Source organism: Achromobacter maghribensis, from assembly GCF_057334215.1.
In genome coordinates this window covers 33,481-47,852 of the sequence record NZ_JBHFII010000039.1, presented here as the reverse complement: position 1 = coordinate 47,852, position 14,372 = coordinate 33,481, and the positions used below count along the sequence as shown (strand labels likewise).

Annotated in this window: 16 protein-coding genes; 11 read left to right on the top strand and 5 right to left on the bottom strand. The window is 65.0% G+C overall.

The annotated features are described in order from the left end of the window. The 3 genes from ACE039_RS15830 to ACE039_RS15820 form a co-directional block, all read right to left on the bottom strand. Window positions 1–648, bottom strand: a 648-nt coding sequence (locus tag ACE039_RS15830; RefSeq protein WP_485822783.1) for an NAD(P)/FAD-dependent oxidoreductase, incomplete at its 3' end; no start/stop codon positions are given. A gap of 82 nt (window positions 649–730) precedes the next feature. After that, the gene (locus ACE039_RS15825; protein ID WP_485822782.1) at window positions 731–2,371 is read right to left on the bottom strand and encodes an FAD-dependent oxidoreductase; all 1,641 of its coding nucleotides are present in this window, start codon (window positions 2,369–2,371) and stop codon (window positions 731–733) included. Further along, on the bottom strand, window positions 2,371–3,801 hold the full coding sequence (locus ACE039_RS15820; RefSeq protein WP_485822781.1) for a spermidine synthase: 1,431 nt from the start codon (window positions 3,799–3,801) through the stop codon (window positions 2,371–2,373). The genes ACE039_RS15825 and ACE039_RS15820 overlap by 1 nt, the downstream gene beginning before the upstream one ends. A gap of 89 nt (window positions 3,802–3,890) precedes the next feature. Here ACE039_RS15820 and ACE039_RS15815 point away from each other — a divergent pair, with 89 nt between their 5' ends. From ACE039_RS15815 to ACE039_RS15805, 3 genes are read left to right on the top strand one after another with little or no spacing between them, the layout of a single operon-like run. Continuing rightward, entirely contained in the window at window positions 3,891–4,277 is a 387-nt protein-coding gene (locus tag ACE039_RS15815; protein WP_313464424.1) for a DUF350 domain-containing protein, read from the top strand. 41 nt (window positions 4,278–4,318) lie between these two features. Continuing rightward, a complete protein-coding gene (locus ACE039_RS15810) occupies window positions 4,319–5,341 on the top strand; it encodes an SPFH domain-containing protein (protein ID WP_105556533.1) in 1,023 nt (340 codons plus the stop codon). A 6-nt stretch (window positions 5,342–5,347) separates the two neighbouring features. Continuing rightward, on the top strand, window positions 5,348–6,817 hold the full coding sequence (locus ACE039_RS15805; RefSeq protein WP_485822780.1) for a DUF4178 domain-containing protein: 1,470 nt from the start codon (window positions 5,348–5,350) through the stop codon (window positions 6,815–6,817). A 27-nt stretch (window positions 6,818–6,844) separates the two neighbouring features. Here the strand turns inward: ACE039_RS15805 and ACE039_RS15800 are convergent, their stop codons facing one another. Further along, on the bottom strand, window positions 6,845–6,991 hold the full coding sequence (locus tag ACE039_RS15800; protein ID WP_158266041.1) for a hypothetical protein: 147 nt from the start codon (window positions 6,989–6,991) through the stop codon (window positions 6,845–6,847). On the opposite strand from ACE039_RS15800, the gene speD reads away from it, so the two are divergent. From speD to ACE039_RS15780, 4 genes are all read left to right on the top strand, one after another. Beyond that, complete coding sequence (gene speD, locus ACE039_RS15795) at window positions 6,980–7,330, top strand: adenosylmethionine decarboxylase (protein WP_485822779.1); 351 nt, start codon at window positions 6,980–6,982, stop codon at window positions 7,328–7,330. The two genes, ACE039_RS15800 and speD, sit on opposite strands and share 12 nt — an antisense overlap. Window positions 7,331–7,444: 114 nt before the next feature. Beyond that, entirely contained in the window at window positions 7,445–8,203 is a 759-nt protein-coding gene (gene modA / locus ACE039_RS15790; protein ID WP_485822778.1) for a molybdate ABC transporter substrate-binding protein, read from the top strand. 22 nt (window positions 8,204–8,225) lie between these two features. Further along, window positions 8,226–8,912, top strand: coding sequence for a molybdate ABC transporter permease subunit (gene modB / locus ACE039_RS15785; RefSeq protein ID WP_105556530.1), 687 nt, complete (start codon window positions 8,226–8,228; stop codon window positions 8,910–8,912). Continuing rightward, entirely contained in the window at window positions 8,909–9,595 is a 687-nt protein-coding gene (locus ACE039_RS15780; protein WP_485822777.1) for an ATP-binding cassette domain-containing protein, read from the top strand. The genes modB and ACE039_RS15780 overlap by 4 nt, the downstream gene beginning before the upstream one ends. A gap of 10 nt (window positions 9,596–9,605) precedes the next feature. Here the strand turns inward: ACE039_RS15780 and ACE039_RS15775 are convergent, their stop codons facing one another. Then, on the bottom strand, window positions 9,606–10,400 hold the full coding sequence (locus tag ACE039_RS15775; RefSeq protein ID WP_485822776.1) for a TOBE domain-containing protein: 795 nt from the start codon (window positions 10,398–10,400) through the stop codon (window positions 9,606–9,608). Window positions 10,401–10,566: 166 nt separating this feature from the next. Here ACE039_RS15775 and ACE039_RS15770 point away from each other — a divergent pair, with 166 nt between their 5' ends. The 4 genes from ACE039_RS15770 to ACE039_RS15755 all read left to right on the top strand — a co-directional run bounded on the left by ACE039_RS15770 (window position 10,567) and on the right by ACE039_RS15755 (window position 14,342). Beyond that, on the top strand, window positions 10,567–11,172 hold the full coding sequence (locus ACE039_RS15770) for a DUF4136 domain-containing protein (protein ID WP_169270965.1): 606 nt from the start codon (window positions 10,567–10,569) through the stop codon (window positions 11,170–11,172). Window positions 11,173–11,186: 14 nt separating this feature from the next. Then, window positions 11,187–12,386 carry a DUF3734 domain-containing protein gene (locus tag ACE039_RS15765; RefSeq protein WP_485822775.1) on the top strand — a complete coding sequence of 400 codons (1,200 nt, stop codon included), beginning with the start codon at window positions 11,187–11,189 and terminating at the stop codon, window positions 12,384–12,386. 143 nt (window positions 12,387–12,529) lie between these two features. Further along, entirely contained in the window at window positions 12,530–12,871 is a 342-nt protein-coding gene (locus ACE039_RS15760) for a helix-turn-helix domain-containing protein (protein ID WP_313463225.1), read from the top strand. Window positions 12,872–13,076: 205 nt separating this feature from the next. Further along, the gene (locus tag ACE039_RS15755; protein WP_105556525.1) at window positions 13,077–14,342 is read left to right on the top strand and encodes an efflux RND transporter periplasmic adaptor subunit; all 1,266 of its coding nucleotides are present in this window, start codon (window positions 13,077–13,079) and stop codon (window positions 14,340–14,342) included. Window positions 14,343–14,372 lie beyond the last annotated feature (30 nt).

Here is a 14,372-nt window from a genome sequence, read left to right as displayed (position 1 = left end):
CGCCCCGCCCGACCGCAGGAATAATTCCGCATAGGCGGCAACGACCTCATGCGGGTCGTCGACCGAATACGATCCCTGGATCCACAGCGCTCGATGGAAGATGGGGCTAAGCGCAGGCTCCATTGCCGCCAGTTCGGCGGGGCTAAGGACCTGCGTCGGAACGTCATGCCGGGCAAAGGTCTCGCGGGCTAGCGCACTACCGTCCCAGGCCGCTGCGCTGCGGTACAGGAACACCCATCCCGTGTCGCGCAAACGATGGCGCGCGCCAGCAGCGTCCAGCAGTTTCAGGTGTTCGGGCGCGGACAGCCGGATCAGGCCGTCCAGGGCCTCGACGGTTTCGCGGAAAACGGCGGGCCGCGCATGCATCAGGAAACGTGCCGCCCAGCCCAGGTTCCGCGCCAGGTATCGCGGGCGGTAGCGGAACTGGACCGTATCGTTTTTCAGCAAGCGGGGCAGTTGCCGCCATAAGCCGGGATGGTTGAACGGCATCAGCGAGCTGCGCGCCAGCACGCCGGCGTTGCCCATCGATGTTTCCATGCCGGGTTCTTGCTTGTCGACCAAGGTCACGGTCGCGCCGCGGCGCAGCAACTCCAGCGCGCAGCAGACACCGACAATGCCCGCGCCCAAGACGATGACGTGCTTTCCCATGAGTTTTTATTCGAAGCGTCGAGGCCGGGAATTGTATTGCAGCGGATGGCGGCGCAGGGGGGAATCCGTCGCGCCCGCCGCATCAGGCTTGCGGCGGCGGTTGCCCAAGAATCCGGCCGGCCGCCACCACGCCCCACCACGAGGCCTCTTCGAAGACGGAATAGCCCGATAAGTCGGCATGCGCGAACAAGATCGGTCCGTCGACCTCGCGCAACGCCGCGAGTCCGGGATTGGACAGGTAGCCGCACCGTGGCGTGGCCATGGCGTGGCCGCGCACCGTGATATCAAGCCGGCGCGCATTGCGCCAGAATTCGCGGCCATACGCGGCCACGAGGTCGGCGGCGGCTTCGTCGCGCAGGTCTTGCGGGCTAGCCGTGGCCAGCCATTGGCGCGCGGCGTTCGGCGTCTGGCCGCTTAGCGCGTGGTACGCGGTGAACACCGTGCGCGGTGACCGCGTCACGCGCAGCAGCTGGTGCGTGGACACGACGTAGCCCAACGCCTGGCCCTGGTAGACCACGTTGTCCCAGGACAGCGGTTCGCCGGGCGCTTCCAGCGGATAGCCTTCCAGCACGAAGTTCGACACCAGCCACGGCGCGTGCGGCGAGGCGTGCGCCGCCGGGTCGTAGCCGTATGCGCGGATGTCCGGCAGGATGCGCTGGGCCACGAACAGCGGCATGGCGCAGACCGTGCGGCGCGATTGCAGCGTGTAGGCCCCGGGGAAGGCGCCCGGGGTCACGCAAGTCGTGAGCGTGCCGCCAGGCGTCTCGTTGACGCGCACCGCGGTGCCCGCCATCAGCCATCGCGCGTGCCCCAACTTTTGCGTGATCGCGTCGCGCATGCGGTCCGTCAGCGCGGACAATCCACCGGGCCAGGTCAGGACCGCGCCTTCGCCCGCGTTGGCGGCGTGGCCGTCGCGGCTGGCGAAGTAGTGCAGGCCGGCCCAGGCCGACACCACGTCGTACTGCGCGCCATAGTCATCGCGGCAGCAGTAGTTCAGGTACCAGTGCAGGGCTGGCGACGTGTAGCCTTCGCGGTCCAGCCATTGCTTGAACGTGATCGTGTCCAGCGCGCGCCACGCGGCATCTTGCGACGACAGCGCGATGGGAATGCTGAAGACCTTGCGGCCGTCGCTTCCGGTCTGCGTATGGAGCCGGTCAATCAATGCCAGGAACCGGCGATGCTGTGCCACGACCGCGTCGGGCAATCCGGTCATGGGCAGCAGGGCGTCTTCCCATCGGCCGTTGCGCAGCAGGCGTTCTTGCGGCGAGTGCACCAGGATGGATTCGTCGTAATACGGGCGCAGTTCGGCCGCGCCGCGTTCGATGATGCCGAAGTCGGCCAGCATCTCGCGAACGTGGGTCGACGCCATGGATGGCAGCGGCAGATAGTGCGCGCCCAACGGATAGTCCAGCTCGTCTTGCCGGCCGGCCGCCGCGTTGCCGGCGAATTCAGGACCTTGGACGACGACGAAATTCGTGTGCCCCTCCCGCGCCAGCTTCCACGCGCAGGACAGGCCGGCCACGCCGGCGCCCAGGATGGCCACGTCGTGCCGGTAGCTGGCGGACGGGACGGGCAGCGCCGCCCCGTCGCGCAAGGCGTGGCCGGCCTGCATGCCGGGGTAATGGATGTGCGGCGTGGTCTCGACGATGCGCGACCGGTAGTAGCCGGCCGTGCCCGCCACCGCCGCGGTAGCCGCGGCCAGCAGGAAGCTGCGACGCTGCATCAGCGGATGACCTTGCGCCAGTCCTCGTCGAAATAGCGCACGAGCGACTGCTCATTCAAACGATTGGGCGGCATCGCCAGGGCTGGCATGTCGGCCGGGAAGTGGAACAGTTCGCGGGTGGTCGCGGGATCCAGGTAGCGGGTGGGGACGGTGATCTTGTCGGGCGGCGTGTAGTCGCGCCGCTTGCTGGCCAGGATGAAGCCCCAGTCGCCGAACGACGGCACGTAGGCGTGGTAGGGCCAGGTGTTCAGCCCCGCCTCCTTCAAGGTGGCGTCCACGCTCCAGAACGAGCGCGGCGCGAAGTAGGGCGAGGTGGACTGAACCACCATGTAGCCATTTTCGGCCAGGTGGCGCGCCATCAGGTGATAGACGGGCACCGAGTACAGCCGGCCCAGCCCGAAGTTGGAGGGATCGGGAAAGTCCACCACGATGAAGTCGTAGACCTCGGCGTGGGTTTCCAGCCAACGGCCAGCGTCGTCGTTGATGACGGTGACGCGCGGGTCCTTCAACGACCCCTGATTCAGCTTGACCAGCGGTTCCGAGCGAGAGAACAGCCCGGTCATGGCGGGATCCAGATCCACCAGCGTGACATGCTCAATGTTCTTGTACTTAAGGATTTCACGCACGGCCAGGCCGTCGCCGCCGCCCAGCACCAGCACATTGCGCGCCCAGGGCAGCGCCTGCAGGTCGTCGTGCCAGCGCGTGACCACCAGGCGTTGGTAGGGCGTGGTTTCGGCGTGCACGACGTCGTCGCCGTACAGTCCTTTCTCGGCCCAGGCCGTCATGGCGGAGGAACACATGAAGCCTAGCGCCAGGAAGCCGATCACCACGCAGGCGCGGATGGCCTTTTCGCCGGGGCGGCGGATCTCGGCGCGGAACAGCCACGTGGTCCACAGCGCCACGCTGGCGTTCATGATGCCGAACAGGAAACTGGTGCGCAGCAGGCCCAGCTTGGGCGCCAGCAGCAACGGGAAGATCAGGGATACGGCCAGCGCGCCCAGATAGTCGAACGTCAGCACCCGGCTGACGATCTCCCGGAATTCGGCCTTGCGCTGATTGAAGACACGCATCACCAGCGGGATTTCCATCCCCACCATCAGGCCGATGACGAAGACGCCCACGTACAGGGCGGCGCGGAAGGGGGCCGACAGCCACGCGAACACCAGGAACAGGACCGCGGCGGAAACGCCGCCCAATAACGCCACCAGCAGTTCGACATCGATAAATCGATTCAAAACGTCTTCGTCTCTTACATATTTTGACAACCACGACCCGATGCCCATGGCGAACAGGTAGCAGCCGATGACGGAAGAGAACTGAAGTATCGAATCGCCCAGTAAATAGCTGGCCAGCGCGCTGCTGATGAGCTCATAGCCCAAACCGCAGGAAGCAACGATCAATACCGATAGGATGAGAACGCGGTCGCGCATGAGGTGTCCGACACGAAAAATGCGTTCGCAGTATATCGAACGCCGCGTATATACTGCGCGCAATTGGGAGGGTGGCAATGGGAGAAGCGATGCATCCGGCGGTGACCTATCTGATCTATATCGTCTCGGCGCTTGTCATGCTGGGCATTTTCACCGCGGTTTACACCGCCGTGACGCGCTACAGGGAATTCGAACTGATCCGCGAAGGCAATATCGCCGCCGTGCTGTCCTACGGCGGCGCGCTGGTGGGGTTCAGCTTCACGCTGTGCTCCAGCATTGCCGTCCACGCCAGCTTCGTGATGTTCCTGGTTTGGGGCATCGCCGCCATGGTGGTGCAGATCGTCGTGTACGTCGTGGTCGCCCGGACCATCCGCGGCATGAACGAAGCCATCGAACAGAACAATATCGCCATGGGCGGCCTGATCGGCGCGATCTCGCTGTCCGCTGGCGTCGTCAACGCCGCCTGCCTGACCTGAGGCAGGCGCGCCGCATCCGATCTGACACGGGAGGACTTTCCATGAGTCTCGGTTCATTTATTCGCAAGCAGTTCATTGACATCCTGCAATGGAACGAGGATCGCGACGGCGTGCTCGCCTGGCGCCATCCGATGCAGGATTTCGAAATCCAGTACGGCGCCAGCCTGACCGTGCGCGAGTCGCAGATGGCGGTGTTCGTCAATGAAGGCAAGGTGGCCGACGTGTTCGGTCCCGGCATGTACAAGCTGACCACGCAGACGCTGCCGATCCTGACCTACTTGAAGAACTGGGACAAGCTGTTCGAGTCGCCCTTCAAGTCGGACGTGATCTTCTTCAGCACACGGCTGCAATTGGGCCGTCGCTGGGGCACGGCGCAGCCGGTGACGCTGCGCGACAGCGAATTCGGCATGGTGCGGCTGCGGGCGTTCGGCGTGTATTCGTATCAGATCTCGGATCCCGCCAAGTTCTACCGCGAAATCAGCGGCACGCGCGACGAATACACGGTGGACGACCTGGAAGCGCAACTGCGCAACATGGTCGTCGCGGCGATGACGACGGCGCTGGGCGGCTCCAAGGTGCCGTTCCTGGATATCGCCGGCAACCAGGGCCTGATGTCGCAGAGCATCAGCGAACAGCTGGCGCCGGTGTTCGACCGCTATGGCGTCAAGCTGGACAACTTCACCGTTGAAAACGTGTCGTTGCCTGAAGAACTGCAAAAGGCGCTGGACACGCGGATTTCGATGGGCATGGCGGGCGACCTGGGCAAGTTCACCCAGTACCAGACGGCCACCTCGATCCCGCTGGCGGCGCAGAACGAAGGCGGCATCGCCGGCATTGGTGCCGGCTTGGCGGCCGGCGCCGCGCTGGGGCAGACGATGGCGGCGGGATTGGGCGTTGGCCAGGGCCAGCCCGCGCAGCCAGCGCAGCCGGCGGCGCCCGCGGCCGCACCCGTTGACCCCGCCGCGCGCCTGCAGCAGTTGAAGGACTTGCTGGACAAGGGCTTGATCACCGCCGCCGACTACGACACGGCCAAGGCGGAAGTCCTGAAGAAACTCACCAGCTAAGGCCCTATGCAGCAGGTTCTGTGTCCGCAGTGCGGCGCTCCGGTCAAGTTCACGTCCACGGCCTCGGTCATGGCGGTGTGCGGCGCTTGCCGCAGCACCTTGCTCAAGGATGCAGATTCGGTCAGGCGCATCGGCGAAATGGCCGATGTGCTGGAAGACTATTCGCCCTTGTGCCTGGGCGCGACTGGCCAGTACGACAGCAAGCGCTTTGACGTGGTCGGCCGCATCCAGCTGCGTTTCGACGAAGGCTTCTGGAACGAATGGTATGTCTGGTTTGAAGACGGCACCGACGGCTGGTTGTCGGATGCGTCGGGCCAGTACGCCCTGACGCGCCGACGCAAGGTCAAATCGACGCAGGGCATGCCGGCGTTTGCCGACATCGCGCCCGGCGACGAATTGAAGCTGGATGGCCAGCGCTTCATCGCCGCCGACGTGCGGGCCTGCCAGGCAGGCGGGGCGCAGGGCGAACTGCCGTTTGTGCCCGGCGACGGTTGGCAAGCCAAGGTGGCGGACTTCCGCAGCCTGGATGCCTTCCTGACGTTGGACTTCTCCGACGGCCCCGAGCCGGAGCTCTACATCGGAAAGGCGTTCGACTTGTCGGCCATGCAGGCGGGCTCGTTGCGCACCAACGAGCAGGTCGAGGAAACGGCCGGCCGGTTCCGCGGCCAGATCAAGGCGCTGGATTGCCCGAATTGCGGCGGCCCCATCAGCTTCGTGGCCGCCATGGCAACCCAGGTGATCTGCCCGTCCTGCGCGGCGACGGTGGATTGCTCGGGCCCCACGGCCGAAGTCATCGAAAAGGCACGCAAGGTCCAGGCCATCAAGACGACGCTGGCGCTTGGCGCAGTGGCCAAGATCGACGGCGTCAGCTTCACGTTGATCGGCTTGATGAAATGCGCCGACCCCGACCCCGAAGAGCCGTCGGACTGGATCGAATACCTGCTGTTCAATCCGCTCAAGGGTTTCATCTGGCTGGTGGAAACGGACGAGGGCTGGGAACGCGTGCAGGTATGCGACACCTGGCCCAGCTACAACAACGCGACCAGCGTGCGTTGGCGTTCCAAGCTCTACCAGAAACTGTACGACTACACCTCGCGGGTCGAGGTGCCGTTAGGCGCATTCAACTGGCGCGTGAAGGCAGGCGACACCACGAAGATCACCGACTACAAGGCCGGCACGCTGAAGCTGACGCGCGAACTGGGCGACGCCGAACTCGGCTGGTCGGCCGCGGCGCCCGTGGCACCCGCGCAATTGGCGGAATGGTTCGGCAATGCCGAACTGGCCAAGCAGAAGTCCCTGCCCATGGGCGGCAAGCGAGGCGGATACGGTAAGTGGGCGTGGTTCGCGACGATCGGGATGGTCTTTTTGAACATGGGCAACATCTTCAGTGGCCGCTTTTTCCCGATATTGATCGGGCTGGCGTTCCTGTGGCTCCCCGCCAAGCTGGCGGACAAGCTTTCCGCAAAGGACGAATAGCACGATGGGCAAGTTCCTGTATGCCATTTATGCCCTGGTCGTGGTGATGGCAGCTACCGGCGCCAGTTCGCCCGGCGTCCGCATGGCGGGTGGAAGCAGCAGTAGCAGTTGGGGCAGCAGTTCGTCCGGCAGTTCGGGCTGGTCCTCGGGCGGCTCCCACAAGTGACGGTGCATGCCACTCCGGGCCGCCACGTCCTGGCGGATTTTCGCGGCGTCGCGGCCGAGCGGCTGACGGACGCCGCCAAGCTGGAGGGCTGGATGATCGCGGCCGCCCGGGCCGCGGGCGCCCAGGTCCTCAGCGCGCACTTCCATCATTTCGGCGAAGGCGCCGGGGTGACGGGCGTGGTGCTGTTGAGCGAATCCCACATCAGCATCCATTCCTGGCCCGAACACCGGTTCGCGGCCCTGGACATCTTCATGTGCGGCCAGGCGCAGCCTGAACTGGCGCTGGCCTGCCTGCAAGACGCGTTGGCGCCCGAATCGGTGCGCGTCACCACGATCGCACGCGGCTGACGCCGTCTTTTCCGTCGTTTGATAAGGCTCAATTTCCGCTTTGGCGGTAAATTGACTAGCGTTATATACCTATATATATTGCGTTACCGCATCGCGATTCTGAAGGAGAAGATCATGTCCCGCCAACGCCCCTTGCTGGCGCTGTCCCTGGCGCTTTCCGCTTTGTGGGGCGCCACCGCCCACGCCGGCGATCTGGTCGTGTCCGCAGCGGCCAGCCTGACCAACGCGTTCAAGGAAGTGGCCCGGGGCTACGAGAAGGAAAACCCCGGCACCCAGGTCATTCTGAATTTCGGGGCGTCGGACGTGCTGCTGCAGCAGATCGTGAAGGGCGCGCCGGCTGACGTGTTCGCCTCGGCCGACCAGAAGGCGATGGACAAGGCGGTCGCGGAAAAGGCCGTCAAGCCCGCTTCCCGCGTGGACTTCGCAGCCAACCAGATCGTGCTGATCGTCCCGACCGACAGCAAGGCCAACATCACGGCGCTTAAGGACCTGGCCCGCGACGACGTCAAACGCATCGCTTACGGCAACCCGGCGTCCGTGCCGGTGGGCCGCTACACGCAGAGTGCGCTGGAGGCCGCCGGGCTGTGGAACGTCGTGCAGGCCAAGAGCGTGCTGGCGCAGAACGTGCGCCAAAGCCTGGATTACGTATCGCGCGGCGAAGTGGACGCGGGCTTCGTGTTCGCGACCGACGCCGCCGTCATGCCGGACAAGGTCAAGGTCGCGTTGCGGGTGCCGTCGCAGACGCCGGTCACCTATCCCATCGCCGTGACGACGCGCGAAGCCGCCGCCCAGGACGCCGCCCGCTTCGTGGCCTATGTGCTGTCGCCGGCCGGTCAGGCTATCCTGTCGCGCTACGGCTTCCAGAAACCCTGAACCTGTTGAATCGCGGAAATTGATGACTGATCCGGTTTGGGTGCCGCTGCTGCTGTCGCTGAAAGTGGCAGGGTGGGCCACGCTTCTGGCCACCCTGGCTGGAACCGCTGCGGCGTTCGCCTTGTCGCGCTGGCGATGGCCGGGCCGCGACCTGCTGGACGCCATCCTGACCTTGCCGCTGGTGCTGCCCCCGACCGTGCTGGGCTACTACCTGCTGGTTCTGCTGGGGCGGCGCGGCATCATCGGCGAAACCCTGGCAGGGTGGGGCATCGAATTGGTCTTCACCTGGCAGGGCGCCGTGATCGCGGCGTCCGTCGTGGCGTTTCCGCTGGTGTTCAAATCGGCGCGGGCCGCTTTCGAAAACGTGGACAGCCAACTGGAGAACGCGGCGCGCGTGCTGGGTGTTGGAGAAGCCGGCGTGTTTTTCCGCGTGACCTTGCCGCTGGCCGCGCGCGGCATCGCGGCGGGCGTGCTGCTGGCGTTCGCACGAGCCTTGGGCGAATTCGGCGCCACGTTGATGATCGCCGGCAACCTGCCCGGGCGGACCCAGACGTTATCGGTCGCCATCTATGAGGCCGTGCAGGCCGGAGACGACCACACCGCCAACCTGTTGGTGTTGGTGACGTCAATCACCTGTGTCGTGGTCTTGCTGGTGGCGGGCAAGCTGGTGCCCATTGGCGCGGGCCAGCGCAACGGGGGCGGGCGATGAGCATCAACATTCAGGTCACCAAGCGCATGGTCTCGGGCGACCGGCAGTTCAAGCTGGACGTCGCCTTCGCATCGTCGTCCAAGCGCATCGCCTTGTTCGGGCCGTCCGGCGCGGGCAAGAGCCTGACGCTGCGGGCGGTGGCGGGCTTGCTGCGGCCGGATGGCGGGCGCATCGAAATCAACGGACGGGTGCTGTTTGATGCGCAAGCGGACGTCTGCCTGCCGTCGCAATCCCGCCGGGTGGCGTACCTGTTCCAGGATTACGCGCTCTTTCCCCATCTGACGGTGGCGCAGAACATCGCATTCGGCTTGCGGCGCGGGTGGCTCAATCCGCCCAAGCGCGGTGTCGGGCCGCAAGCGCAGCGCTGGGTCGATGCCTTTGAATTGGGCGCCATCGTGGGCAGCTACCCAAACGAGATCTCCGGCGGACAGAAGCAACGCGTGGCCTTGGCGCGCGCCCTGGCGCTGCAACCCGACATCCTGTTGCTGGACGAGCCGTTTTCCGCGCTGGATTCCCAGTTGCGCGGCAAGATGCGCCAGGAACTCAACACCTTGCAGCGGCAACTGGACGTGCCGATGCTGCTGATCACGCACGATCCGGCGGATGTCGACGCGCTGGCCGACGAGGTCTTTGAAGTGCGCGACGGCAAGGTGCGCCGCCGCGACGAGGACGTGGGCGTCTGAACGCGGCAGTCTAGTCGAGCACGCCCAGGATCACGCTGGACGCCTTGAAGATCGCCACCGCCGGCGCGCCAACGGCCAGGCCCAGTTCCGTGGCGCTTTCATTGGTGACGATGGCCGCGAGCGTCGCGCCGCCGTCCATGTCGATCAGGATTTCGCTATTGACGGCGCCCGGGCGGATATCGCTGATCTTGCCCTGCAACTGGTTACGGGCCGACAAGCGCAGACCCGGGCCGGGGGCGCCGATGATGACGCTGGACGCCTTCACCAGCGCGATCGCTTCCTTGCCGGGCGCCAGGCCCAGTTCGGCCGTGCTTTCGCGCGTAATGGTGGCCGTGATGATGTGGCCGCCGGCGATGCGCAGCAGTATCTCGTCGTTGACGGCGCCCGTGCGGACCTCGATGACGGTGCCCAGGAACTTATTGCGTGCGCTGGTCTTCAGCATGAAACGCCTCATCAGGTCGATGTCGCCGTTGGCGTCCAGGCCGGCGCGCGTCAGGTTGTCCATGAACTTCCGGTGCTCGCCTTCCAGCGCCCGGAACGTCGTGATGAGGCGACGCGCGCGATCGGTCAACTGTGTGCCGCCGCCGCCCTTGCCGCCGGCGGCCCGCACGACGAGCGGTTCGCCGGCCAGGTTGTTCATGGCATCGATGGCGTCCCAGGCCCCCTTGTAGCTCATGCCGACCGCGCGGGCGGCAGCCGTGATCGACCCCGTGGCGTCAATCTGCGCCAGCAGGTCTATGCGGTTCTTTCCGCCCCACGTCTGGGCGCCGGAACGAAACCAGATCGAGCCGTCTAGTTCCAACATGGTCAGGTCTGTATGGGGTCTGGGAGTCATCCCGGAGTGTAATGGACAGACGTGGGCGGATCCGTGCTTCAGCTGGGGGAAATTGGGGGATGCGAATGAGATTCTGTTGAAACTTTACAGGGTTCGCGGCACTATGTTCAGGCCCTGGGCTCTCGGAGAGAACAACATGAAAGCGTTTAAAGCGTTGAAATGGGTGACGGCGGGTTCCATGACGGCATTGCTTGCGGCATGCGCATCGGGCCCGACGGTGAAAGGCGATTACGACCATCAGGCCGACTTCGCGCAGTACCGCACGTTTGGCTACATGAATCCGCTGGGCACGGACAAGGCCGGCTACAGCAGCCTGCTGACCGAACGGCTCAAGGACGCGACGCGCGGCCAGATGGAAATGCGCGGCTACGCCTATAGCGCGACCAATCCCGACCTGCTCGTCAATTTCAGCGCCAAGCTCCAGCAAAAGACGCAGGTCACGCCGGCGCCGCCGCCCATGGGGCCTTACTACGGCTACCGTTCGGGCTTCTACGGCGGGTGGCCCGGTTACGGCTGGGGCGACGACGTCTACCAGTACACTGAAGGCACGCTCAACATCGATCTTGTCGACACGCGCCGCAAGCAACTGGTATGGGAGGGCGTCGCCGTGGGCGAAGTCCAGAACCCCGAAACCGCCGGCTCGCCGCAAAGCGTGGACAAGGCCGTTGCCGAGATCTTCGCCAAGTATCCGTTCCGCGCGGGCGTTGCCGCCCCGCAGGTGCCGGATAAAAGCAAACGTTAGCCCGAGGTAGCTGAATGACCGCTCGCCGCAAGTCCCAGTCCACAGACACCGGCGATACGCCTCCCTACGAAACCGTCGCGCTCGTGCTGCAAGGCGGAGGCGCCCTGGGGTCTTACCAGGCAGGGGTGTACCAGGGGCTGCACGAAGCGGGCATTCGGCCCAACTGGATATCAGGCATCTCCATCGGCTCGATCAACGCGGCCATCATCGCGGGTTCCCGCGAAGATGAACGCGTTGACCGGCTGAGAGGATTCTGGGAAAGCATCTGCCGCCCAGCGGGGTTTGGATCGGTGCCTTGGGGCGACACCCTGGCGGGCATGTTCGAGGGCATCCCCTTCGGGTTCGGTTCGCCCGCCATGAACGGCCAGTTGTCCGCGTTCCAGGCGCTGTTCTCCGGCCAGCCGGGCTTTTTCAAGCCCCGTTTTCCGCCGCCGTACTGGGCGCACGGCCGCGGCGCGGGCTCCACCAGCTTCTATGACACCACCCCGTTGGCCGCCACGTTGCGCCAATTCGTCGATTTCGACCTGCTCAATAGCGGCGCGGTGCGCGCGAGCTTTGGCGTCGTGAACGTGCGCACGGGGAACTTCGCCTATTTCGACAGTCTGAAAGACACGCTAGGGCCGGAGCACGTCATGGCGTCCGGCGCCTTGCCGCCCGGTTTCCCGTCCGTTGAGATCGACGGAGAACACTACTGGGATGGCGGCGTGGTGTCGAACACGCCGCTGGCGCAAGTCTTGACCACCGACAACATGCGCGACACGCTGGCGTTCCAGGTGGACTTGTGGCCGGCGCGGGGCGGTTTGCCGACCACGCTGCAAGAAGTGGCCGAGCGCCAGAAAGACATCCAGTATTCCAGCCGCACGCGCCTGGTCACGGACCAGCTGCGGCGCGTGCTGAAACTGCGGCACGGTCTGCAGCAACTGTTGGAGCGTCTGCCCGAAGCCGAGCGCGGCGCGGCCGACCTGGCGGAAATCCGCAAGTTGTCGCATACGCCCGCCACCAATATCGTCAACCTCATCTACGAGTCCAAGCACCTCGAGCGCTTCTCCAAGGACTACGAGTTTGGCACCGAGGCCATGCGCGAGCACTGGGAGTCCGGCTTGTCCGATATCCGCCGCACGCTGGCCAAGCCAGGCATCCTGGCCCGCCCCACCGAGAACAGCTGCTTCGTGACGCACGATATCCACCGCAACGGCCACGGCAAGGGCAGTTAGGGCTTGGGGTAGGACCGGTCTGATAGTTGCCGCATTACGCCGCCAGACGCCGGACACCCCGGTAGGCTTTCGGGACAACCTGCAACCTTGTTCCGGAGCCCGCCGTCGCCTGCCAGGCGCGGCGGCCCTGGTGGAGATACGCCATGAATGCCCGCCTGCCCGTTTTCCCCGATTCCGACCGCATCGACGGCTGGTGGAGCCTGCTCTATCACGGTTGGACGCTGATGGCGCCCGGCGGCGCCCGCATCGATTTGACCGGAATGGAACGCGCCTGCTTTCTTTGCCTGCTTGGCAATCCCGATCGCGAGTTGCTGCGCGATGAGCTGATGGCATTGCGCAGCCGCACCAGCATGCGCACCCTGAATGTGGCCATTTGCAGGCTGCGCCACAAGGTCCTGCAGACGGGCACGCGGCTGCCTTTGCATACCGTGCACGGCGTGGGCTATGTATTCCTGGGCAATCTCCGCAACATTTCCAACCACTGAGCCTGTTACCTATTTGTCTCCTCCACGCATCGCGTCAAGGCCCGAAAGTACGTAATTTCCCCAATAACTGAGTTACATTATCGGGCTATTCACGTGTCAAGACCGGCGCACCTCTTATTCTGATCGGGCTTTATTGTCGCGATTGACGTTGTGCTGGCTGGACGCGGTCAATTGAAGCGGTTAACTACGCTACGCGGGGGTTTCAATGCGGTTTTCGCCTAAACGTGTTTCAGGTCTGGCTTTTTCCGGCGGCGTCCTCGCGCTGATATTGGCGGGATGCGGCGAAAAGCCACAGATGAACCCCGGCATGCCTCAGGTCAGCGTCATCACCGTGCAACCCGAACGTGCTCCCATCGTCGCTGAATTGCCGGGCCGCGTGGATGCGGTGCGCGACGCGCAGATCCGTTCACGCGTGACCGGCATCGTCCAGAAGATCACCTTCGAGCAGGGCGGCGACGTCAAGGAAAACCAACTGCTGTTCAAGATCGATCCGGCGCCTTACAAGGCCGCCTACGATCAGGCGACGGCACAGTTGAAGCAGGCGCAAGCGAATCTCTTCAGCGCCAAGCTGCTGGCAGACCGCTACGCACCGCTGGTCAAGGCCAACGCCGTCAGCAAACAGGAATACGACAACGCCGTGGCCTCGTTCCGCCAGGCCGATGCCGCCGTCGCTGCCGCCAAGGCCACGCAGGACAACGCCGCCATCAACCTGGGCTACACCGACGTCACGTCGCCCATCACGGGCCGCATCGGCAAACCGCTGGTGACTGAAGGCGCACTGGTTGAAGCCACTTCCGCCACGCAGATGGCCACGGTGCAGCAGCTTGACCCGATCTACGTGGACTTCACCCAGTCCACCGCGGAACTGGCGGCCTTGCGCCGCGCGTTCGCCAGCGGCCAGCTGCAGCAGTTGGGCAAGGACGCGGCGCGCGCGACCATCGTCCTCGAGGACGGCTCCGAATACGGCCAGCCCGGCAAGCTGCTGTTCACCGGCATCACCGTGGACCCGTCCACCGGCCAGGTGAACCTGCGCGCCGAAGTGCCCAACCCCGACGGCGTCCTGCTGCCCGGCATGTACGTGCGCGTGCGCCTGGAGCAGGGCGTGGACGACAAGGCCCTGATGGTGCCGCAGCAGGCGCTGCAGCGCACGGCGGACGGCTTGCAGAGCCTGATGCTGGTCAAGGACAACAAGATCGAACAGATTCCGGTCACCACCGGCGGCGCCATCAAGAGCAATTGGCTTGTCACCAGCGGCTTGAAGGCGGGCGACGTGGTCGTGGTGGAAGGGTTCCAGAAGGTTCGTCCGGGCGCGCCGGTGCAGGCCAGCGAGTGGAAAAAGAATGGCACGCCCGCGCCGGGCGGCCAGGCTCCCGCGCAACCGGGCGCCAAGCCGGCGGAATCCGCCCCGCAACCTGGCGCCAAACCGGCCGAACCTGCACAACAGGACAAGGCCGCAGGCCAGAAATCTTGAGCGGCACGCGGCGCAAACGCCGCGTTCCTC